24 protein-coding genes and 1 tRNA gene are annotated in these 22,293 nt (G+C 52.4%); 11 read left to right on the top strand and 14 right to left on the bottom strand.

Going from position 1 to position 22,293, the window contains the following annotated elements; all coding sequences use genetic code 11:
* The first annotated feature begins 2 nt into the window (after positions 1-2).
* Positions 3-626 (top strand): peroxiredoxin-like family protein, encoded by a 624-nt coding sequence (locus SH302x_RS15895; protein WP_479363380.1) that lies wholly within the window; start codon positions 3-5, stop codon positions 624-626.
* Positions 627-665: 39 nt separating this feature from the next.
* Here the strand turns inward: SH302x_RS15895 and SH302x_RS15890 are convergent, their stop codons facing one another.
* On the bottom strand, positions 666-845 hold the full coding sequence (locus SH302x_RS15890) for a hypothetical protein (protein WP_479363379.1): 180 nt from the start codon (positions 843-845) through the stop codon (positions 666-668).
* On the bottom strand, positions 842-1,084 hold the full coding sequence (locus SH302x_RS15885) for a hypothetical protein (RefSeq protein WP_479363378.1): 243 nt from the start codon (positions 1,082-1,084) through the stop codon (positions 842-844). Before SH302x_RS15885 ends, SH302x_RS15890 begins: the two co-directional genes overlap by 4 nt.
* A 260-nt stretch (positions 1,085-1,344) precedes the next feature.
* Here SH302x_RS15885 and SH302x_RS15880 point away from each other — a divergent pair, with 260 nt between their 5' ends.
* From SH302x_RS15880 to SH302x_RS15870, 3 genes are all read left to right on the top strand, one after another.
* On the top strand, positions 1,345-2,349 hold the full coding sequence (locus SH302x_RS15880) for a DUF3179 domain-containing protein (protein WP_479363377.1): 1,005 nt from the start codon (positions 1,345-1,347) through the stop codon (positions 2,347-2,349).
* Between the two features lie 151 nt (positions 2,350-2,500).
* Positions 2,501-2,953, top strand: coding sequence for a thioredoxin family protein (locus SH302x_RS15875; RefSeq protein WP_479363376.1), 453 nt, complete (start codon positions 2,501-2,503; stop codon positions 2,951-2,953).
* An 11-nt stretch (positions 2,954-2,964) separates the two neighbouring features.
* Complete coding sequence (locus SH302x_RS15870; RefSeq protein WP_479363375.1) at positions 2,965-3,387, top strand: anti-sigma factor family protein; 423 nt, start codon at positions 2,965-2,967, stop codon at positions 3,385-3,387.
* A gap of 60 nt (positions 3,388-3,447) precedes the next feature.
* On the opposite strand, the gene SH302x_RS15865 is transcribed toward SH302x_RS15870, so the two are convergent.
* The 5 genes from SH302x_RS15865 to SH302x_RS15845 all read right to left on the bottom strand — a co-directional run bounded on the left by SH302x_RS15865 (position 3,448) and on the right by SH302x_RS15845 (position 8,378).
* On the bottom strand, positions 3,448-4,152 hold the full coding sequence (locus SH302x_RS15865; protein ID WP_479363374.1) for a Crp/Fnr family transcriptional regulator: 705 nt from the start codon (positions 4,150-4,152) through the stop codon (positions 3,448-3,450).
* Positions 4,153-4,330: 178 nt separating this feature from the next.
* Positions 4,331-4,975 carry a hypothetical protein gene (locus tag SH302x_RS15860; protein ID WP_479363373.1) on the bottom strand — a complete coding sequence of 215 codons (645 nt, stop codon included), beginning with the start codon at positions 4,973-4,975 and terminating at the stop codon, positions 4,331-4,333.
* 860 nt (positions 4,976-5,835) lie between these two features.
* Positions 5,836-6,093 carry an anti-sigma factor family protein gene (locus SH302x_RS15855; protein WP_479363372.1) on the bottom strand — a complete coding sequence of 86 codons (258 nt, stop codon included), beginning with the start codon at positions 6,091-6,093 and terminating at the stop codon, positions 5,836-5,838.
* Position 6,094: 1 nt separating this feature from the next.
* Entirely contained in the window at positions 6,095-6,664 is a 570-nt protein-coding gene (locus SH302x_RS15850; protein WP_479363371.1) for a sigma-70 family RNA polymerase sigma factor, read from the bottom strand.
* A gap of 340 nt (positions 6,665-7,004) precedes the next feature.
* Positions 7,005-8,378: a flavin monoamine oxidase family protein gene (locus tag SH302x_RS15845; protein WP_479363370.1), complete on the bottom strand. Its 1,374-nt coding sequence runs from the start codon at positions 8,376-8,378 to the stop codon at positions 7,005-7,007.
* A gap of 439 nt (positions 8,379-8,817) precedes the next feature.
* Here SH302x_RS15845 and SH302x_RS15840 point away from each other — a divergent pair, with 439 nt between their 5' ends.
* The 3 genes from SH302x_RS15840 (at position 8,818) to SH302x_RS15830 (ending at position 12,077) form a co-directional block, all read left to right on the top strand.
* On the top strand, positions 8,818-11,280 hold the full coding sequence (locus tag SH302x_RS15840) for a DUF6288 domain-containing protein (protein ID WP_479363369.1): 2,463 nt from the start codon (positions 8,818-8,820) through the stop codon (positions 11,278-11,280).
* Between the two features lie 288 nt (positions 11,281-11,568).
* Positions 11,569-11,856 (top strand): hypothetical protein, encoded by a 288-nt coding sequence (locus SH302x_RS15835; protein WP_479363368.1) that lies wholly within the window; start codon positions 11,569-11,571, stop codon positions 11,854-11,856.
* On the top strand, positions 11,856-12,077 hold the full coding sequence (locus SH302x_RS15830) for a putative toxin-antitoxin system toxin component, PIN family (protein WP_479363367.1): 222 nt from the start codon (positions 11,856-11,858) through the stop codon (positions 12,075-12,077). Before SH302x_RS15835 ends, SH302x_RS15830 begins: the two co-directional genes overlap by 1 nt.
* Positions 12,078-12,710: 633 nt before the next feature.
* Here SH302x_RS15830 and SH302x_RS15825 read toward each other — a convergent pair.
* Positions 12,711-12,783 (bottom strand) — tRNA-Arg (locus tag SH302x_RS15825).
* Between the two features lie 562 nt (positions 12,784-13,345).
* Between SH302x_RS15825 and SH302x_RS15820 the strand changes: the two genes are divergently transcribed.
* From SH302x_RS15820 to SH302x_RS15805, 4 genes are all read left to right on the top strand, one after another.
* Entirely contained in the window at positions 13,346-14,218 is an 873-nt protein-coding gene (locus SH302x_RS15820) for a hydroxypyruvate isomerase family protein (protein WP_479363366.1), read from the top strand.
* Complete coding sequence (locus tag SH302x_RS15815; RefSeq protein ID WP_479363365.1) at positions 14,218-15,564, top strand: glycosyltransferase family 4 protein; 1,347 nt, start codon at positions 14,218-14,220, stop codon at positions 15,562-15,564. The genes SH302x_RS15820 and SH302x_RS15815 overlap by 1 nt, the downstream gene beginning before the upstream one ends.
* Positions 15,565-15,710: 146 nt before the next feature.
* Entirely contained in the window at positions 15,711-16,919 is a 1,209-nt protein-coding gene (gene dinB / locus SH302x_RS15810; protein ID WP_479363364.1) for a DNA polymerase IV, read from the top strand.
* Complete coding sequence (locus SH302x_RS15805) at positions 16,916-17,458, top strand: shikimate kinase (RefSeq protein ID WP_479363363.1); 543 nt, start codon at positions 16,916-16,918, stop codon at positions 17,456-17,458. Before dinB ends, SH302x_RS15805 begins: the two co-directional genes overlap by 4 nt.
* A gap of 95 nt (positions 17,459-17,553) precedes the next feature.
* On the opposite strand, the gene SH302x_RS15800 is transcribed toward SH302x_RS15805, so the two are convergent.
* From SH302x_RS15800 to SH302x_RS15775, 6 genes are all read right to left on the bottom strand, one after another.
* Positions 17,554-17,793 (bottom strand): hypothetical protein, encoded by a 240-nt coding sequence (locus SH302x_RS15800; RefSeq protein ID WP_479363362.1) that lies wholly within the window; start codon positions 17,791-17,793, stop codon positions 17,554-17,556.
* A 60-nt stretch (positions 17,794-17,853) separates the two neighbouring features.
* Positions 17,854-18,930 (bottom strand): FAD:protein FMN transferase, encoded by a 1,077-nt coding sequence (locus SH302x_RS15795; protein ID WP_479363361.1) that lies wholly within the window; start codon positions 18,928-18,930, stop codon positions 17,854-17,856.
* Positions 18,923-20,155 carry an NADH:ubiquinone reductase (Na(+)-transporting) subunit F gene (gene nqrF, locus SH302x_RS15790; RefSeq protein WP_479363360.1) on the bottom strand — a complete coding sequence of 411 codons (1,233 nt, stop codon included), beginning with the start codon at positions 20,153-20,155 and terminating at the stop codon, positions 18,923-18,925. Before nqrF ends, SH302x_RS15795 begins: the two co-directional genes overlap by 8 nt.
* A gap of 79 nt (positions 20,156-20,234) precedes the next feature.
* A complete protein-coding gene (gene nqrE, locus SH302x_RS15785; protein ID WP_479363359.1) occupies positions 20,235-20,867 on the bottom strand; it encodes an NADH:ubiquinone reductase (Na(+)-transporting) subunit E in 633 nt (210 codons plus the stop codon).
* A gap of 5 nt (positions 20,868-20,872) precedes the next feature.
* Positions 20,873-21,499 (bottom strand): NADH:ubiquinone reductase (Na(+)-transporting) subunit D, encoded by a 627-nt coding sequence (locus tag SH302x_RS15780; RefSeq protein WP_479363358.1) that lies wholly within the window; start codon positions 21,497-21,499, stop codon positions 20,873-20,875.
* Positions 21,480-22,292, bottom strand: a complete 813-nt coding sequence (locus SH302x_RS15775) for a Na(+)-translocating NADH-quinone reductase subunit C (RefSeq protein WP_479363357.1) — start codon at positions 22,290-22,292, stop codon at positions 21,480-21,482. Before SH302x_RS15775 ends, SH302x_RS15780 begins: the two co-directional genes overlap by 20 nt.
* Between the last annotated feature and the right edge of the window lies 1 nt (position 22,293).

Below are 22,293 nucleotides of genomic sequence, written 5' to 3'. Positions count from 1 at the left end.
AAATGATCACTCGATTACTCTTTGCGGCTTTACTTCCTTCATTCGTCATGTTGCCAGGCGCATCAGCTCAAGAACGCCCGATCGCAGCCGAGCCAACGGCGACCAAGCCGTTGGAGAAGGGGCAGAAAATTCCGGAGGTGACGTTAAAGGGCTTGGATGGAAAGGATGTTTCGCTTGCATCGCTTCATCAGGAGAAGCCGCTGGTTATCGTCTTCTTTCGCGGTGGATGGTGCCCCATTTGTACCAAGCACACCCAACAGCTTATCAAAGTCTATCCGGAACTGATGGAGAAAGGCTTCGAGATGATCGGCGTCAGCCCTGACTCAGTTGAGAGCACGAAAGCCAACATCGATAAGAGTTCCATTCCGTTCTCGCTCTATTCAGATTCTGAGCTGAACGCGACCTCGGGTTTTGGCTTGGCGTTCAAAGTCGACGACGCAACGGTTACCAAATACAAGGGGTTTGGCATCGACCTCGAGAAGGCATCTGGCCAAACCCACCATGCGCTGCCCATTCCGGCCATCTATGTCGTTAGCAAGGAAGGCGTGGTCACATTCGCACATAGCAACCCAGACTATCGTCAGCGGCTTGATGTGAAGGAGCTGCTGAAGGAGATCAGCAAATGAGTTGCTCAACCTTTTGGGCAGATAACATCTTTTGGTGGGCTATTCTGCTGCGTACTTAGGCTTTAGCTCAAGAGATAACTCAAGATTTGTGTAGTCGACACAAAGCTCTTTTGCCAACAGCAAGCCAACACCTAACAAAGGTGTTTGGCCAGAATTTGCGATAACCTCCAGTTCCCTGATTCGCCCAAACCAAGTCAACTGGCAATCAAAGCCCTTCATTGAGTCTGCATTCCGAAGTGTACAGCGGCAGCGTGGCCGATCCGAAACGTGTGGACTAGTCGATCAGGGTACTTTTTTCTCGACTGTCCGATGGCTTCGCTTAATGTGTCAGCAACGAAATGCTCGCCGGACTGCGGCTCAATTGAAACAAACCGGTTTAGGTGCTCCATTTCAAGCTGACTTTTCAATGATTCAAAGATTGGTCGAGCGGCGGTTGCTACTGATTCTTCATTTTTCAAGGTGAACTCCTTTTTGTTGATCGAAAAATCGAATCTCTTCGCCTATTGTAGCCCGCCAAATCCAGGATAGCGAGCGTCTCGCGCCTGTTGCCTAGAAAGTCCATCGCGGCGAGCTAATACCTGCCGTACGTGATCCGGTGAATGTGCGAATCATCACAGAAGTGGGAACTGATCGTGGTAAAGATTGATGTTGTTCGCTTTGCGGACGAGTCGGCAAGCACTACCTTCGCAGCGCGAAGGGCAATACTGGGAGGTTAGCGATGGCAAGATCGATCTTTATGGGCAGCATTCTGTTACTGGCGGCTGTCTCGATTGCTGTATGGACGAATCGCGGGGCTTTGCCCACGCGGTTAAACGAGGGTGATCGCCTAGATCCCTCGCAGGTGACTCAAGTCCAACAGCGACAGCCCCCGTCCTTTGACCTACGCGATCTGAGTATTCCTGCAGCAGAAATACGCGGGGGTGGCCCGCCCAAAGACGGCATTCCCGCGATCACCAGCCCACAGACCGTTGCAGCCGCTGACGCCCGCTTCCTCAAAGCCAACGATCGTGTCGTCGGGGTGGCCCTAAATGGACAAGCTCGGGCGTACCCGATCTCGATACTAACGCAGCACGAAATCGTCAACGACAAGCTTGGCGATACACCCATCGCGGTGACCTACTGCCCGCTGTGTGATTCCGTAATCGTGTTCGACCGAACGACAGACATCGGCGTGAAGGAGTTCGGCGTTTCTGGCTTGCTCTACAACAGCAATGTGCTGATGTACGACCGCAGTGAAAAGGAGAGCCTCTGGTCACAGATGAAGATGGAAGGCGTCTCAGGGCCAGCCAAAGGGATCAAGCTGCAAACGCTGCCCATGGAGTTGACCAGTTGGAACGCGTGGCAGGCAAAACATCCGGAAACCGATGTCATGTCAACTGAACTCGGGTTCCAACGAGACTATCGCAGGAATTTCTACACCAGCTACTTCAAGCAGCCTGGGCTCATGTTCCCTGCAGTTCCACAGAACGCGAGCTTGCCTCTCAAAGAACGAGTTATCGCCGTCTGGGCGGGTACGGATTCGATCGTTGTGCCGGCGTCCTATTTCCGAGGAAAGTCGGGGACAGCTTCGGTCGCAGTCAATGGCGAGCAAGTTGAGGTCGCGTATGACGCTCCCACCGATTCGCTTCGCGTGAATGCCGCTGGCGAAGGCGTCCAATGGGCGAACGCATTTTGGTTTGCCTGGCATGCGTTTCATCCATCAACAAAGATCTTCCAAAAATAGAAGATGGCTGTGATGGTTCGCACAGATCGCAGAGGCCACTTGGAACGATATTGATCACAGACGCCCAACATCGCCAGTCGCTCCGTAGTGTAGCGACTCCCCGGACCGTTCGCTGAGCGGACGACGACGCACTCAATACAGAGGAAAAAGCATGCAACGGAATGTTATTCGAGGAATGGTCGCATCATTGACTCTAATGTTTGCAATGACACAGACAGCAGGTGCTCAGGATCGGAAATGGTTTGACTCTCCGGATGAAGCCGCGGGCGTTGCTGCTCGTTCGGGAAAAATGATCGTGGTCAGTGTGGGAGCCGATTGGTGCCACTATTGCAAGAAGATGGACCGCGAGACGTGGACGGACGGAAAGGTCCAGCAAGCGATCAAACAGAATTATGTGCCTTTAAAGCTAACAGACGAAAAACATCACGAGCTTTTGGCTGTGATGCAAATTAACGCATTTCCGACGACGTTGGTCTTCACATCGGACAGAAAGTTTGTGACGAAAATGGAAGGTTACGTCGACGCTGAGAAAATGGCTCTCCTGTTGGAAAAGATCCGAATCGCGGACAGCCAGAAATCCACTCAAACACCACCACTACGCTAAACAAGGAAACGATGCAAATGCTACCGAAAGACGATGCCGGCTGGGCACCCTGCGCAGAAGGAACACTCTCCTCAACTGTCGCGCGAGTACGCTCCAAGAGGCGACAGGCCAATTTACTCCGATTCGGCGCGAGTACTTTAACTGGCGCTTTACTTCTTGTCGTCGCTTCATTTTACCTCACACCTAGCTCGATCGACCTCGACTCAATCAACCGCGAGTGCCGAGACGTCGGCGGGATGTTGGCGGGATACGTGGCGGGGGATCTAAATCAAGAAAACCGACAACTCGTAGAGCAACACCTGGTTAACTGTGAGAAATGTCGCATGAAGCTACGCGAGATGCAGGCCGGTGAAATTGAATCGCAAACAGCTCTCATTTCTCCTGATCAACTCAGGCACTTTGCGAGCTTTGCGCCTTTGCGTGCGAATAATTGACTCACGCAAAGGCGCGAAGACGCAAAGCACTACGCCAATGGCACTGAATTTGTCGCTAAGCTATTTTAGCCCATGCCACTCGCGATCGACTGAGGATGCCAGTCGCAAAATGTCCGTGAGTACAACGCTTTCTCGCTTACCGCCGATCATGCCATCTGCCTTCAATTTGCCCAGCATGATCGTTACCGTTTCGCGTGTGGTGCCGATCAAGTTCGCTAGTTCCTGGTGAGAGAGCTTGAGGCCAATTCGAATGCCATCGTCAACTGCCGATCCAAACTGCTCCGCCAAGTCGAGCAGCAAATGGGCGAGCCGCTGTTGGTTGGACGAGAACAACAGGCTCTTAAGTCGGTTCTCGATTCGTCGCCTGCGAAATCCGACGATCTTCGTGATGGCTACTACGAATTGCATGTTCACATCCATGTATGGCAGCAACGTCTCGCGAGGAATGCGAATGATTGTTGTGTCCGCCGCGGCCTCACAGTACTCGCCACGATTACCCGACTCTAACAGCGACAATTCGCCGAAGACTTCGCCGATCTTGATGAACGCCAGCGTGGATACTTTGCCATCAGCAGTCAGGTGGCAGAGCTTCACTAATCCCTCGGAGACAATGTAGACCGAGTCAGCGTCTTCGCCTGGCAAGTAGATGGGTGTACCTCGAGAATACTTCTTCCACCGAGATTGACGTTCGATCGCCGCGAGTTGATCGGCGTCAAACATCTCCAGCAATTGGCTTGACTTGAGGTACCAGATTCGTTCTTGCATGGATGTCAGAATATCCAGAGTGCATGCTTGGACTGCAGTGATTTGAGTCGCGACGATTGCTTCTCTATGACGGCGAGCCCGGCGAGCTGCTGAGAGCATCTCGCTGGGCATGCATCACATGAAAACTCGCGAGCAACACGGACCGCGATTCCAAGACACGAGGTGTTCGTAAAAAGCCCTACTTGACCTCGTACTTGGCCGGATTCGAGACGAACATCTTGAGCTGATCTTCGGACGGGAACCAATATCGCATGTCCTTGTGGATGGCTGCGAACTCCGGCTTTCCCTGAACTTCTTTCTGCATTTCAACTCGGCAGACGGTGCATTGTCCCTGTGCCACAAGATCCACGTTGGCGTATTTGGCTGGGTTCTTTAGAAACATCTGCTTCTGTTCGTCGCCTGGAAAAAGGAAGAGTCTTCCTTCGTGCATCGTGGCGAACTGCACTGAGCCATCTCCCGTCTTACCCATTTCTACGAGACAGACGGTGCACTTACCGCCCAACGCAGGCGTGTACTTGTCGGGATTTTTGACGAACATTTGCTTTTGCTCGTCGCTTGGGAACAAGTATGTCTTGCCGTCTTGTACCACAGCAAAACGATTGTCGCCTTTAACGCATTTTTTCATTTCGATCACGCAGACAGGGCAATAGCCGCTCAGAGCGACTGTTGCTTCTTTCTTTGCTGTGCCGCTTCCTTGCACAACTGTTTTCGAAGATCCCGCCGGAGCCTTTGTACCTGATTGAGCCCATGCGAGCGATGAAAGCCCCAGTGCTGAAGACAATCCCAAAGCAAAAACTAACTTGTGTCGAAGCCGAATGGTCATAATTTGTTCCCTTGATTTGCGCCGAAATGCGCAGCAATTCTCCAACGAATCCACTGCTGACTATCTGACTGTCGGCGCAGAGCCTCGCACCTTACAGCGACGACGAAGAATTTGTTTAACCGCGTGCCCAGCGGGCCGCGATTGGGTTGATGAAACGCAGGGCGTTGCCCATGCGGTTAAACAAATATTTCTGAATGTGTGAAATCACACAGAGCCCGAGGGGAGCGATCGGCAAAATGCTCGTGCCTCTAGGCAGCAGGCTCAGAAGGGAGCCTGTACAGATTCAACTTCACAGAAGGAATGCACCGTGTTTCGAAATCCGCTTTTCTCGCTTGCCCTGTTGTTGGCCTCAGCCCTTTGTGCGACGTCTGCGTTTGCGCAAAGCGCCAGTAATATCGATAATTGGCGTGGCGGTTACTCGTCGCCCGCAGCCTCGTCGCCAGCTTTTCCATCAGGCAGCTACCGAAGCAGTCAGCCAATTGGCGGCTACTATCAAGGCTCGAACGTCAGATCGCTTTCGAGTGGCACTTACGCTACAGGACAGACTTGTGCAAATGGTAGCTGTTCGGCACGTAGCGCTGCGGCTCCGGTTGTGTCATCAGCCGCACCGATCATGAATCACTCGACCTATTCGGTAACTCAGTATCCGGTTGTCATGGGTTCGAGCGTGACGAGTTCACCGCAACCAATTCATAACGCGTACTACCCGGTACCGAGCTCAACTTCGTATTCCCCATACACCATGCATTACGGTTCAACTCAAGTCTTTTCATCGGCACCGATAAGCAGTTGCTCCGGTTCGGTCACGAGCCGAAGTTGCCGATAACGAAGAAGGCATGCTTGGACTCGGCTGAATGGATTTAGCCGAGCTGCCGTTTGACCGCCTCTTCGAGCCGAGCTTTCGTCGCAGGTGGTAGAGGAGCTGGGCCAATATCGGATTGATCCAGAAGACCTTTTGAGCCACGGACGCGTTTGCGGAGTTCGATGATGTTGGAACGAAACCGTCGGCACATGCCGCACATCATAATGTGAAGCCAGAGCTCCATGCGCTGACGAACCGATATCTTTCGTTCCAAAGAATCGGAGATCAGTTTCGTCATGTCTTTGCAGTTGAGCATATTAGGCCTCCCCCATCGCCCATCTCGCACGAATGCACTCAGCAAGGCGAAGCCTAGCTCGATGCATGAGCACCCATAAGTTTGTCGAACTTACACCAAGTTCCTTACACAAATCTTCTGGATTTCGCTCATTTAGCTCGCGACCAACGAAAACAGCAGCTTGATTCGGCGGCAGGCCCTTCAGGCAACGCTTCAGTATTCCTGTGAATTCTGCTTGTTCAAGGGAGTCCAGGCGAAGCGGGTCAGCTGCCCGAGCCGCCTCGGACCAGTGACCATTTTTGTCGAAAAGCGTGTCGAGGATGGGATCTACGTCACCGGTTGCAGTGTCCACCCGAGCTGATTGACGCTGCCGATCCACGACTTTTTTCTTCAGAATTCCCATCAGCCATGGGCCGACATCGCTTTCCGGAGGAAAATGGCTCAAGTTCTTCAGCCCGCCGAGAAGTGCTTCTTGAACGGCATCTTCGGCCGCATCAGCGTTTTTCAGTCGCGACATCGCGTATGCGTAGAGGGTTTCTCCGTGTTCGGATACCCATTTGCTAGGGTCTAGCTTTGGTAACTGCTCTTGCATCTGCGATCGTCACCTGGAGAACCGGGACTGGTCACTCAACCCGCCGTTTTGGACCATACGGTCCCAAATGTAGCATTCTCCGCAACTTTTGACTAGATGTATTGGCTGGTTTGCTCAACAGAGCCGCCCTCTGTTGCACGGGCTGTCGCACTCTCTGCAGTGTTACTGGCCTTGTCATGGCGTTAATATCTTAAAACTCGGAACACGTTTGGCTTGCGCCGTGATGTGATTCTAGGCATAAACTCCATTGCACATCAGTTGTGGCGAAACGGACAAGCTTCTGTGCTCCAACTAGATTCAGGAGTTGTTGAAGTTAAGCAGCAAGAGTTCTGCACCGGGCCTATCCTTCGTTCATTTCAGCCGCCGCGCGGACTCCTGACAGATAAGCACCATGCGCTGTTCCAAAATACTCGCTCTCGGTCGCTTCTCCGGCAAAGAACAATACATCGTCAAGCGGCTCGGCTAGTTGAGTTCGCGTTTGAGGTGTTGCACCGATTGGATTATAGGAGTACGAACCACCAGCCAACGGATCGATGGACCAACGTGTAATTTGATAGTCGATAGGTTCTGGTATCTGCTTTCCAAAAATTGTCCTCAAGGTTTGCATCGCGCTGGCGACAATCTTCTGGTCGGTCCAGGATTCGATTTCATGGCCACGAACACCGGCGTTGAAACCCAGCAGGACTGGCTCGCCGGTAGTACGTGTCAAGCTAACCCATTCGGTCCACTCGCCATGCGCTTCCGGTATGTACTCTAGCCAATCGATATCGCGTGGCCAAAATGACTTGGCAAATTTGAGATAACACTTGTTAAGCACTCCCATTTCAAGCGTTGCAATGGCTTTCCGCTTGGACGCCGGTAACGGAGGATCGAAGTGAACCGTTCCGGACTTCAGTACTCCAAGCGGAAGCGTAACGAGCACTTTATCTGCAGTGTATTCAGCTTTCGAGGTCATCACTCGCACGGGCTTTTCATGCCAGCGAATCTCACGCACGACCTCACCAGTTTTGATATGCAAATCCTTGGCAAGAAGCTCCACAATAACGCGATAGCCTTGCGCGAAGAGAACATCGTTTCCTTCGAATGCCTGTGCGCTGTCATACCAGTGGGCTGACAGTCGCTCGGCGCTGCCGGCATATTCTTGCTCGATCTGCGAACTGACAAGGAAGTTCAACAAGCGCACCGTAGTTGGCTCATTCTTAAGACGGGTTGCTAGTTTACTGACAACTTGCCGGACGCTTTGATCCGGGTCTTGGTTCTGGGCCGATCTCAGTTCGGCGCGAGACTGTTTTCTCAGTCGCTCTAACTGCTCTTCCTGCTTGGCTGTTAGCACACGGCCGTCGGTATTGTAGAGAACGCTTCTGTCATAGCTCGTTTCCAAAGTCTTGGCATTGGCTTGAAGTGCTAAATCAGTAAGCGGATTGCCATCGACACCATGTATCCAACTAGCGCCCAAATCGAGAGGAAGTTCCTTCCACTTCGTACTTGTCCAGAGACGCCCTCCGATCCGATCACGCCCTTCCAAGATACTAACCTGATACCCCTCTGCAGCTAACTTTCTCGCCGCAGCCAGCCCCGCCAATCCGGCACCAATAATCAGAATTTGTTCTAGGTTTTGACTCGAAGTTGTTTTGCCCTCAACAAAGATCCTGGATGGACTAAACGTCGACAGAAGCAGAGCGTTGACGAGCCGGAAAAGAGATCTTCGTTGCAAGTGTGCCTCCTAAGTGCCTATTGTAAGGCAGCGGGGTTTCAGGATTGCTTTTTGAGCTGCGGAAGTCATCGAACACTGCATCGCAGTAGGGTTGGAGGGCCTTACAGATACAGTATTCATTGCAACTCTCCGCAATCAAGATCAAGAATATATGTTAGCCGCCGAATTTCTGCAGACACATCTTCTTTAAATTCTTTCTAGTTTCCCTGCCGCGAACGTACTATCGCCTTCATCATGCGCATCAAAAGTTCAGCTTGCTCCGTTCTGGTCCAATGAACTTGGTACAATCGATGAAATGCGAGCAAGGATCAATCAGCAACGAACTTTTTCGACATCCAAAATCTGAACCATCCCGATGCCGATGGGCAAAGCGTTCGTTGAAGTGCACATCCAAATGCTGGTAGAACCAGAATAGAAGAATTGCTGAACAGTCAATGCCATGATAAATAACCTGCTGAAAATCATGCGAGAAAAAAGTGTCTGCTTATTGCTAAACACATTGATCGGCGCGACATGGTTTGGCGCGGCATGGTTCGGCTTTACTGCAACTGCATGGGTCGCGGCTGATGAGCGGACTTTAAAGATCCCCGATTTCACTCAAGGGGATGCCGTTCCCGCGTCAGCAAAACACGATTGGAATCTCGGTCCCACCGGACTGCGCGGTTGGATGTACTGTGACCAACTGGTCACCTCCGACGCACGGCAGATTGCGATCACCGCGGTCGATCCAGGCTCTCCGGCGGACGGACATATCGCAGTTGGCGATGTGCTTCTGGGTGTAAGTGGCAAACCGTTTTCTTATGATCCTCGTACCGAGCTTGGACAAGCGGTCACGGTCGCAGAGACAGACGCTGGGGGCGGCAAGTTCGTGCTCACACGATGGCGATCTGGGAACTCGGAAGAAATCGCGTTGAAGCTTCCCGTACTTGGATCGTTCAGCGCCACGGCGCCGTATGACTGCCCCAAATCACAGCGCATTCTTGCGCAAGGCCTGAAGTCACTTGCGGCGCGGATGTCGAAGCCAGACTACGCGAAAACTGAGGACCCTATACCGCGTTCTCTCAATGCACTCGCTCTACTTGCTGGCGGAGATGCAGCCCATCTGCCGCTGGTTCAGCGAGAGTCGCGGTGGGCAGCGGAATTTGCGACGCGCGACTTCCGAACTTGGTACTACGGCTATGTAATGATCTTTCTTGCCGAGTACATCTCGGTAACGGGTGATGATTCTGTATTGCCTGGTCTGCGCCGATTGGCCATGGAAGCCGCGGGTGGACAGAGCGCGGTAGGTTCGTGGGGACACACCTTCGCACTGCCGGACGGACGCTTGCAAGGCTACGGCATGATGAATGCTCCCGGCCTGCCGCTGACCATCGGCATGGTCCTAGCTCGCGATGCGGGTGTAAAGGACGCCGAAGTCCAGCGGGCCATCGAACGCAGCGCAAAACTCCTGCGCTTCTACACTGGGAAAGGAGCGATCCCCTATGGTGACCATGCGGCTTGGACCGAGACGCACGAAGACAATGGCAAGTGCGGTATGGCCGCAGTTCTTTTCAATCATCTTGACGAGGCGAATAACGCGGCGTTTTTCACTCGCATGGCGGTGGCCTCGCATGGCAGCGAACGAGACTGCGGGCACACCGGTAACGACTTTAGTTTGCTGTGGTCTTTGCCCGCTATCGCGCAGGCCGGGCCACATGCGACGGGCAAATGGATGCAAGAATTCGGCGCGAGTTATCATGATCTCGCGCGGCGCTGGGATGGTTCATTCTCACATCAAGGTCCGCCAGAACCAGATTACGATAGCTACCGTGGTTGGGACGCAAGAGGAGCTTACTTGCTGGCTTACGCGTTGCCGCTCAAGAAGATTTCGCTGACCGGTCGCAAGCCCAGCACGGTACAAACGCTTGCACCCGAGGAAGCGCAAAGCCTTATTGCTGACGGTCGCGGCTGGGACAATAAAGACCGCACGAGTACCTACGACAGTTTTAACGACAGTGAACTTCTCGCGAGACTCGGCCCATGGTCACCGATTGTGCGTGAGCGGGCGGCGGCAGCGATCGCTCGTCGTACGCAGGCACCCTTGTCCGAGATTATTGCATTGCTTGATTCCGAGAATCCCGACGCGCGTGTCGGCGCATGCCATGCGTTGGAGGAGTTGCGAGGCAAATCGGCATCCGCGGTGCCGCAGCTTCAACGCTCGCTCGATCACAACGATCTTTGGCTGCGAGTCCGAGCCGCCACTGCGCTCGCTGCGATTGGCCAACCTGCGCTGCCTGCATTGCCTGACATGCTGGAACTTATTGCTCGAGGACCGTCGTCGGATGATCCTCGCGGAATGGAGCAGCGCTTCATTTCCTTCGCCATCTTCGGAAGAATGCTTAACAGCTCGAACTCGCTTGACGGCGTCGATCGCGATAGACTTCGAATTGCCATTGCGCGCGGACTGCAGAATCAAGACGGTCGTGCGCGCAGCGAAATTAGTGAGATCTACAGCCGTCTGAGCTACGATGAACTCAAGCCGCTTCTGCCCGCCGTGCTTGAAGCCATCGAGAAACCCGCGCCGAGTGGTGAAATGTTTGCTGATGGCGTGCGGCTCAACGGCTTAAAAGTGTTGGCCTCGCATAAGATCGAGGAAGGGATGCAAGCCAGCGCGGACTACCTTCGCACTCAGAACCCTTGGGCAAGTGAGCACCGGACGCCAGAGATTCTAAAAATCCTGATACCGTACGGAGCCGAAGCTCAGCGTGTTATCCCTCACTTACGAGAAACTGCCACGATGTTCGACCAAGGCGAGCAGGATTTCCCAATGCACCTTAGCGAACAAAAAGCGAACGCGGTCTATGAAGCGATCAAGAAGATCGAAGCATCGCAGGATCGCCCTCGCTTGAAGCGATTGAAATAGATCCTCTTACTGCCCGGGACCACTCATGGCCGTGACGCAATCAAAGAGGCCGACATCCGCCCCATCGCCAAAAAGTTCGATTGGAACAAGCAACGGCAGATATGGAGTAGGCTGCGACAAAGCACAATTGGCTTGCCGGGAAAATCGATCTCATCATAGATTTCGGCAACAATGGCGCATTCACTTGCTTGCCTCAGGGCTGGCAATCAAGGCCTTATCCGCTAGGTCTCGTCTTTGAACGTGACTGTCATTCGGATAGGTGCTATAATTGGAGAAGGAGCAAAACTCATGACCCAATCCATCCAAACATCCGTTGACCGAACCGTTAGCGACATTACTCCCAATCAGCGTCACGCTATTGAAGAGCTGGTCGGAGGAGATCTGGCTCCTGACCAAAGGATCTTCGTTCTTGCTTATCGCCCGGGGGTAGAACCGACCGAAGCTGAAAAATCTGTTGCTCGAAGTCGGATTGAAGAGCTTCTCTTCAAAGCCCATCAGAATGCCGAGCAGCAAGACTTGGCACCTAGCGAGATTGAGGCCGCTATCGACGAAGCTATTCAAAGCGTTGACGAGTAATGGCAAAGATCGTACTCGACACGAATATCATCGTTCGTGCTGTCGCTTCACCTTCTGGGCTAGCATCTGAACTGTTGCGCCGCACGATCTCAGATCGAAATTTGCTCTGTACGTCCAACTTCATGTTAGCGGAATTGGACCAAGTATTACGGTACCCGCGCGTGCAAAAAATTCATGGTCTCTCCGACACCGAAATCGAAGACTTCGTCCGATCTATTTAGCAGGTCGCTTTAGTCGTCGAAGTTGACGCTGCAAAATCGGTTCGAGTTACGCGAGATAGAGACGACGATCCGGTAATTGAGACAGCGATCCGCTCCAAAGCAAACTACCTTTGCAGCATCGACAAAGATATCGGAGCAAAGGAGGTTTTCGACCATTGCAAAGTAGTCGGGGTGGAGGTTGTCACAGATACAACGCTCATCGCAATCCTCCGCAATCAAACGCACGAATAGTACTTCCGACGGCGAAGTTCTGCAGGAACAAACAAGCGAGTTCAGGCGAACGAGCAGTTTTCAGGCCGTGCTATTTGGCTGAAATCTCCATTTTGGCCCCGCTGTTAACCTGGCGGTCGGGTAGTTTGAGGTCGGGTTCGGTGGTTCGGAAGCAATCGGCGTTCTAACAAGCAACCCCTTACAAAAAAGAGAGCGCGATAGTTCGCGGTCGAAAATTCCGTTCGGACGGAAGCAACATTCGGAAAATCTGCCCGCGGTAAGAGCGTCGAGAGCGCGGCAAACGAGGACTAGAAAATCGAAAACGCCCCAAACACTGGGGATTTCAGCGATTGAGTCGTCGCATAAGAAATCCTCTCACTCTGCGAACTGGCGGGTAACCTTAAGTTCGCAGGATGAAATGAGCACGCCCGGTAGGACTCGAACCTACAACCCCTGGTTCCGAAGACCAGTGCTCTATCCATTGAGCTACGGACGCTTGTTAGCTTGCCTCATTCATGGACTCACATTCATTTCTCATAAATGTTCGTCGCTCTCAAAAGCAAACTGTCTGATGCGGGATTTTAGCGGCTTTCGGGCTTCTCTCAAAGGGGCTCCAACGGATTTCTGGTATGAAGTCTAAGGTTCCCCTGTTCCTACTGGAAAAATCCATCCTTTCCCCTTCAACCAGTCCAAACCATGCGCCCGGTCTCTACCCATTTCGACTTCTTCGTACCCATTGCGCCGGAATCTACTAACCCCTCGAAAACCTGCCTTCAACATCACCGAGCTTCCACACACAGCCAATCTAGGGATGCCGCTCGCTCACGGTTTCCCCCAAACTTACAATCCAATCACCCCTGAAAAGCAATCAAGCTATAGCCTTTTGGCCCTCAAACGCTTGTCGCCAAATTTCGCAAGCTTCCTGCAAATTGGAAATGAGGTGTGCTATCATATTAAAGCGGGCGTTCCTCAATGCGACTCAACGCATCGTCCACGCCCAACCGCCTGCCCACGCGCGAAACTCGACTGCCTAGCCCTCTCAATCACACATCCAAAAAATGAATCGACGTAACTTCGGTATCACTTCTGCCGTCACCGCTTCGGCACTTTGTCTCGCTCAAAACGCAACTGCGCAAGAAACCGCAAATCAAGTTGACGCAATTCCTGCCAGCTCGACCGGTAAACTCAAGCAAGGTTTCTGCAGTTGGTGCTTCGATGGCAAAGCGACCCTTGAAGAGCAATGCCTGTGGGCAAAAAAATTGGGCATGCCTGGTATCGATCTGCTAGGGCCTGACAAGTTCGAAATCGTCAAGAAACATGGCTTAGTCTGCACCATGGTCACTTCGCATCCGTTAACCGACGGTCTGTGTGATCCCAAGTACCATGACATGTCACTCGAAAAGTTAAACTCCGCCATCGAAGCGACGGCAAAAGAAGGCTGGCGAAATGTGATCTGCTTCTCTGGGAACGCTCGAGGCATCGATCGTGAAACGGGGATGAAGAATTGTGTCGAGGCCCTGAAAAAGATCGTGCCGATTGCGGAGAAGAACAAAGTCATCCTCAACATGGAATTGCTGAACTCTCGCGTCAACCATCCAGACTACATGTGCGATCGCAGCGATTGGGGCATCGAACTGGTCAAGCGTGTGGGCAGTGATAACTTCAAACTGCTGTATGACATCTACCATATGCAAATTATGGAAGGTGACATCATTCGCAGCATCCAGAATAACCATCAGTATTTCGGCCACTATCACACGGCAGGAAATCCAGGCCGGCATGAACTGGACGAATCACAAGAGATTTACTATCCGCCTATCGCCAAAGCAGTCGCAGAAACACCGTACGACGGATACTTTGTGCACGAGTTCATGCCGACACGTGACCCGTTTGAAGGGCTGGTCGAAGCCGTCAAAGTTTGCACCGTCTAATGAAGATCGCTTATCTGACCGCTGGCGCCGCTGGCATGTATTGCGGTTCGTGCATGCTGGATAACGCTTTAGCAAAAGCGATAATCCGGCTTGGTCACGAGTGCTTGTTGGTTCCACTGTACACTCCGATCCGCACCGATGAAGAAGACATTAGCATCGACCAAGTCTTCTTTGGCGGAGTCAACGTGTTCTTACAGCAGAAGCTACCGTTTCTAAATTGGTTGCCGCGTTGGCTGGACGCTCCGCTGAACAATTCGGGCTTTGTGCGTCAACTGACCAAGAACACTGGGAAAACGTCTCCCAAACTACTGGGGCAACTGACCGTATCCATGTTGCAAGGTTCCGCAGGCAATCAACGCAAGGAAGCCGCGCGACTGTGCGATTGGCTGAGCAACGACGTCGCTCCGGAGTGTATCATTTTCTCGAATATGATGATCACCGGAATCCTGCCAGACTTGCGCAAGCGATTGAAGTCCAGTTTGTGGGTCGTCTTACAAGGCGACGATATCTTCTTGAACAGTTTGCCTGACCCTTACCGGCAACAATCGATCTCCAAAATGTCGCAGCTTAGCCAGTATGTTGATGGCTTCATTACGCATTCGCTCGACTACGCCGATCGCATGAGCCAGATGCTTTCGATCCCTCGCAATAAATTCCACTGTGTCCCCTTGGGAATTGAAACTAGTTCATTTACGACAGTTGTCCAGCCGACGCCGGTACCATCGGATGGCTCGCTGTCCATCGGCTATTTCGCTCGACTATCACGCGAGAAAGGCTTGCACCACCTAGTGGAGGCGTTTATCGCAGTGGCCAGCCAGCCTCGATTCTCGCACCTCAAACTAGAAATCGCTGGCTACCTTGGCCCTCAGAATGTTGAGTTCTGGAACCAGCAGCAAAAATTACTGGCCTCCGCAGGCTTGAACCACCGCGTCAAATATCATGGTAGCGTGGACCGTGAAGCGAAAGTTCGCTTTTTGAATGCGATCGATTTGTTGTGTGTCCCCACTGAGTACGAGGAGCCCAAAGGCTTATTCGTTTTAGAATCGGTGACCGCGTCAACTCCCTACTTACTGCCAGCTCATGGTGCATTTACTGAACTGCACGAGCGATTGCAGTACGGCTGGCTATTCCAACCTCGTAACGCTCAAGACTTGATTGCGAAGCTAGAATCGATTGCCCAAGCTGGCCTGCCGCCCAAACAACAAATCGCTAGATCCATCCGGACAACCAGTGAACTAATTGCGGAGATTGACATAGCGACGATGGCGAAGCGACAGCTAGCGGTGCTCGCGGGCACAAGTGCGGTAGACGAGCACGCGACACCGCAGGCGGGGCTGTCGAAATAGCCTGTGTTGCGGTGATGTGGCGATCGATTTTTGTTGCGGTGCGGAGTAAGTTATAGTTGAGTTTTGTGACGGCACACGGGGTGTGTGTAGTACCTTTGTGACGGCACTCGGAGAGTGCCTACTACCTTGCGGGAGTCGTTGACGCTATGATCTTTCACGTTGACATGGATGCTTTTTTCGCCTCCGTCGAACAGCGCGATCATCCTGAACTGCGAGGTTTGCCGGTCATTGTTGGCGGCTCGAAAACAGGCCGGGGCGTCGTTGCCGCAGCTAGCTATGAAGCACGCAAGTTCGGCGTGCATTCTGCGATGAGCGGATATCGGGCCGCTCAGCTTTGTCCAAACGCGGTCTTCGTCAAAGCAAACCATGCGCTGTACAGCGCCGTGGGACGACAAGTGCGAGAGATTCTTCAGCGGTTCTCACCGGTCATCCAACCTTTGTCTTGTGATGAAGCGTTCATCGATATGTCTGGTACCCTACGGCACTTCCCTAGCGTCCAGCACGTTGCACATGAGATCAAGAGCACGATTCAAACGGAACTGCAACTAACTGCTTCTGTAGGGGCCGCGCCGCTCAAGTTTATCGCGAAGATTGCAAGCGATCTCGACAAACCTGACGGCTGCCGCATCGTGTCGCATGCTGAGATGCAAAGCTTTCTGGATCCGCTGCCGATCGGGCGCTTGTGGGGAGTGGGCAATGTTGCGCAAACAAAACTACAACGCTATGGTATCAAAACCATTGGTGATCTGCGGCAACTGCCACCAGCCACGATTGATCTGTTGGGCGATTGGTGCAAGCACTTGCATCAACTGGCAAACTGCATTGACCCGCGTCCGGTGGTGACGGACCATCAAGCAAAACAGGTCAGCCACGAACGAACGTTTGCTGAGGACATTACCGAACTAGAGATTCTGCTATCGGTTGCCAATTTCTTAACTGACCAAGTGTGCCGCCGCTTGCGAAATTCGGAGCGTCGCGGAAAATGCCTTTCGATCAAGTATCGCACCCAAGACTTTGTCACTTACAATAAGTCGCGTACTTTGCAGGATGCTTCCGATAGCTACGATGACTTTTGGCCAACTGTAACCGAACTATTGACCAGCATGCATCAAAACCATCGGCGACCCGTGCGTTTGATCGGCGTGGCTGTCAGCGAACTTTTGGAAAAGAACGCGCCGCGGCAATTGCAACTGTTCGATCAAGAAACGGTCGCACATCACCAACGACTGGAATCGCTCACGGATTCAATCGTTGCCAAATTGGGCGAGAAAGCCGTTTACCGTGGTACGGCACATGCATACGTTAGCAAGAAGTTTGTAGACAATCCCAGCGACAGAAATCTACCTGATTCATGAAACATATTTTTTTGATTGGCTATCGAGGCTCCGGTAAATCGACGGTCGCTCGCGAATTAGCGACGCGGTTAGAGTTGAACTCGATAGACACCGACGATTGGATTGAACAACGCGCTGGCAAGTCGATCAAAGAGATCTTTGCCCAGGAGGGCGAGAAGAAGTTTCGTGAGTTAGAAACGACATCGATCACGCGTTTAATCAACAAACCCGAAGCATTAGTTGTCTCGTTGGGCGGCGGCGCGGTACTCAGCCCTCGCAATCGCGAGGTAATCAAATCTGGTTTTGTGGTGTGGCTGCAGGCAAGGCCGGAAACCTTGGCCGAGCGGATTTCGCATGACAGCAACACGGCGGATCGACGCCCACGCTTGACCAATGCCAATGAACTGTTGGAGGAGGTGAACCGAGTGATGAAGGAACGAACGCCGCTGTATGAAGAGTGTGCAGGCTGCTCGGTCAACACCGAAGATAAGTCCATCGGCGACATAGTCGAAGAGATCTTTTTGTGGTTGAACGAAGAAGTCGCAGCGAGAACTTCGTAACACCTGCAAGCAATTGGTCATTGCCCACGTACCCGCAGCGAGCGATTGGGCTGCGGTATCATCACCGTCCGCGGAATCACCTCGCTATTACATCATCATCGCGAAGCTGCCGCTTCATCGCTGGCTGAAGAGCTAGCTTGCTGGTTGCGAGAACACATCGAACAGCCGCTGCGGTCTCTGGAGCAATCACCAGAGTCGAACTTGCCCGCAAGTCCACCGCATGAGCCCTTCAGTTGCTGGCGGCCAAACATCACGCCCACAGCCATGCCAATGACCACAATCATGAATACCGCCGCTGCGATCGCGAAGACGACCGCGAAACTTATCCAACTCATCTCCCACCCCCTTTGACTTAAAACCTCGGCCGCTTGTCGCTTAACCCGCTGTACCGGCACTCATTTACATAACTCTGGATATTGCTGAGCGAATCGATCGGAACATATCGTCTGAAACCCTGTGTCTTCGTAGTATGTTAACATCACTGCCCACTGCTGTGCCTGTGCCAGCTCTAAACCTGCGGTCGGCCCCAAGACCATCATGCAGGTTGCGATGCCATCGGCCAATGCGCAATTATCCGCAACCACGGAGGCGGAGGCAAGTTTGTGACTCACTGGCCGACCGGTCTTGGGATCGATTGTGTGTGAATACTTTTGATCGGCAACTTGAAAGAAATTGCGATAATCACCACTGGTGGCAAGCGCCGCGCCAGACAAACCTACCACGGCCTGTACCGACCTAGCATCCGTCGATGGCTTTTCCAGGCCGATCTGCCAAGCCTGTGTAGCAGCTCGATATCCCGAGGTAACGACTTCCCCCCCCACTTCAACAAAGACATGTTCCAGTCCCTGGGCTTTCAGCACCGCTGCCACGCGATCAGCGCCGTGCCCTTTCGCAATCGCCGACAAATCAACTTGTAGTAGCGGAAGCGACTTCTTCAGTGCTGGAGGATCCAATCGAACGGACAATGATTGATAACCGCAGTTGGACAACGCTTCGGCAATTTCTGAGTCGCTTGGCACATCGGATCGAGCCCCCGTTGGTCCAAAACCCCAAAGGTTGACTACTGGCCCAATTGTCACGTCGAATGCTCCATCGGATAGCTTGGCAAGCTCTTGAGCTAGTGCAACCACTTGAGCCGTCTCCGAAGAAACAGGAAACCATTCAAGCGATTGCGACTGATTGAAACGACTCAGTTCTGAATCAGTCAAGTACGTCGACATTTGCTGATTGACCACAGCCAACTCTTGAGTGACCAGTGGCTGCAAATTCTGCGTCGACAGCCCGCTATTGGCGGGGCGATAGCGGACCATGTAAGTCGTACCCATCGTCGGCCCCTGGAAGACGACATGATCGTCCCCCGGCTGAATCTGTCCACGCTCTGGCTTCTTGTAGATGACGGCAGTAACGATCATTGCCATCAACAGCAGCAGAAAGAATGAACGTCGCAGTAGTCGATTCGACAATTTAGCCACCGAAATCATCGTAAGCGATGTTGCTTTGTGGTACGCCTAGATCATCGAGCATTTTAAAGACCGCCGCGTTCATCATTGGTGGTCCGCAGATATAGTACTCGATATCTTCTGGCGCTTGATGATTCTTCAAGTAGTTCTCAAGCACGACTTGATGGATAAACCCGACGTGTCCCGTCCAGTTATCTTCCGGCTTGGGTTCTGATAAAGCGATATGGAAGCTGAAGTTCGGAAACTCGCGCTCGATTGCTTGGAATTGATCGACGTAAAATAGTTCGCGAGCACTGCGTCCGCCATACCAGAAAGAGACTTTGCGTTTTGTCTTTCGGTTCTTGAAGAGTTCGAAGATGTGGCTGCGCAGCGGCGCCATCCCCGCACCACCGCCGATATAGACCATCTCGTTATCGGTCTCTTTGATCATGAACTCGCCATACGGCCCCGAGATCGTCACTTTATCGCCCGGCTTTAGATTAAAGATGTACGAGCTGACTTTGCCGGGTGGTGTGCCTGCTGGCGCTCGCGGCGGCGGCGATGCGATGCGAACATTCAGCATAATAATGCCTTTTTCGCCAGGGTAATTCGCCATCGAGTAAGCGCGATACACCGGTTCGGCAACCGTTGAAATATATTCCCAGATCTTGAACTTATCCCAATCTTCGTGGAAGTGTTTGCTGACGAGAAAATCCTTATAGCTGACTGTGTGCGGCGGTACTTCGATCTGAATGTAGCCGCCGGGTTTAAAGTTTACGGCTTCTCCCTCAGGTAGTTCGAGCACCAGTTCCTTGATAAATGTCGCTACATTGTCATTCGATCGAACCGTGCACTCCCACTTCTTGGTTTCGAAAACTTCGGGCGGGACTTCAATCTTCATGTCTTGTTTGACAGCCACTTGGCAACTCAAGCGATAGCCTTCTTTCGCTTTCGCATTGCTGATATGATTCCGCTCGGTTGGCAGAATTTCGCCCCCCCCGGATTCAATGCGGACTTTGCATTGCGCACACGTTCCCCCACCGCCACAAGCGCTGGATACGAAGATGCCGTTGTTTGCCAAGCAACCCAGCAGCTTGCCGCCGACCGGGACCACCAGCGTCTTGCTATCGTTGACAACAATCTGTACGTCGCCCTGAGCAACCAAAACACGCTTGGCTAACAATATCAGAACGACCAGCGCCAGTACGACTAGCGTAAAGAAGAGTACACCTAGTAGTACAAGGGAAATGCCCGTCATGGTTATTCAATCCAAAATCTCTTTTGCGGAATAGAAATCGAATCCTTGTTTGTCTGCGATTTGCTGGACCACCGTCGCTCTAAAGCTGGATGCCAGAAAATGCCATAAACGCCATCGCGATCAATCCAACGGTAATGAAAGTAATACCTAGGCCACGTAGACCGGCCGGTACGTTGCTGTATCGCATCTTTTCTCGGACCGAAGCCAACGCGATGAGGGCCAACGCCCACCCTGCGACCGATCCCACACCGTACACCATGCTTTCGCTAAAGTCGTACTCGCGCTGGTCCATGAACAGCGAACCCGCCAAGATGGCACAGTTCACTGTAATCAGCGGCAGAAAGACACCCAGCGCGCTGTACAAGGCTGGGAAGAATCGATCTAACGTCAGCTCCAGAATCTGCACAATTGCAGCAATCACGCCGATATAACTGATCAAACCCAAGAAGCTAAGATCCACTTCTGCGAATCGAGGCCCCAAGAACTTGGCCAACGCCCCTTCGGATAACAAGTATTGAAACAAAAGGTTATTGACCGGAACCGTGATACCTTGCACCACGATCACTGCGATCCCTAGACCAATCGCGGTCTTCACATTCTTGGAGATTGCCAGGAAAGTGCACATCCCCAAGAAAAAGGCCAACGCCAAATTCTCGATGAAGACCGCTGTCAGAAAGATACTCAAGTAGTGCTGGAAGCTATGGATGATCATTGCGTTTATGCCTCCTCAACCTGTTCAGGTCTGAAAGATCGAATAATCCAAATCAGAATTCCTATCAAGAAAAATGCACTTGGCGAAAGCAACATCAAGCCGTTCGGCAAATACCAACCACCATCGTTCACTCGTGCGAGCACGGTGTATCCGAACAACGTTCCTGAGCCAAAGAGTTCCCGCACAAAAGCGACTAGGATCAGCACTAAGCTATACCCTAAACCGTTGCCCAGTCCATCCAGAAAGCTCAACCAGACCGAGTTCTTCATGGCGAACCCCTCAGCCCGCCCCATCACGATGCAATTGGTGATGATCAATCCCACAAAGACGCTCATCGTCTTGCTGACTTGAAACAAGTAAGCCTTCAAAATTTGATCTACCAGGATAACCAGCGACGCGATGACCACCATTTGGACAATCATGCGAATGCTGTTGGGGATATAGTTTCGAATCGCAGCGATCGTGACGTTTGAAAGGCAGATCACAAAGATCACCGCGATACACATCACCGTAGCGGTAAGCAATTGGGTCGTTACCGCCAACGCGGAACAAATCCCAAGCACCTGCAAAGTGATCGGATTGTCATTGATCAACGGGTTAAGCAAAACGCGCTTAGGGGCTGGGGCTAGCATCTCTGACTCCTTGTTCATTAGCCAATTTCTGCAAGTACGGTCCGAAGCCATCGCTGCTGAGCCAATACTTGATCAAATGATCTACACCGCGACTGGTGATTGTTGCGCCGGATAGCCCATCCACCATGTAGGGTTGGTTTTCAGGAGTTGGACTGCCTTTGGCAACACCGGCCGCCAGATTGGAATCCTCTGGTTCGCCCTTCCAAATCTTCTTGCCTTCCCATTGGCGTTTCCAATTGCGATTGTCAACTTCGCCGCCTAGGCCAGGCGTTTCGCCATGTTCATAGAAAGTCAAACCATTGATCGTTTCTAAATCTCGATCGATGGCTACAAACCCGTACATGGTTGACCATAAGCCTTGGCCATAAATCGGCAAGATGACTTGTTGCAGCGTCCCAGATTTATCCTGCACTAGATAGACCCAGGTGTACTTTTCGCGTTTTGCCACGCCAATGTTGAATCGCGAGTTATCAACGGTCGTATTCATTTCCGGGTCCCGCGCTGCTTTGCGCTGGTCGAATGATTCTTGAGCGATCGCGGGATCGTCGACATACTCGCCCGTCTCCAGATCCACAATCATCGGCTCGATCGTCCCATCCTTGAACATCCCGGTGATCTGGTCCGCTTGTAATCGGCTAACGTCTTCGGCCAATCCCGCAGCCTCGATAATATTCTTCTGCCGGTCCAGCAGTTTGTTTTTCTCTTGAGTCTCCTTCAAGCTCACGGCGGCGCCACTGACGACCAGTGAACAGACCACGCACAAGACAATCGTCACAATAAATGTGTTCGCCATG

It is taken from the genome of Njordella calcicola (assembly GCF_056494125.1).
The sequence above is the reverse complement of the archived record's forward strand: the minus strand, read 5'-3'. Positions and strand labels throughout refer to the sequence as shown.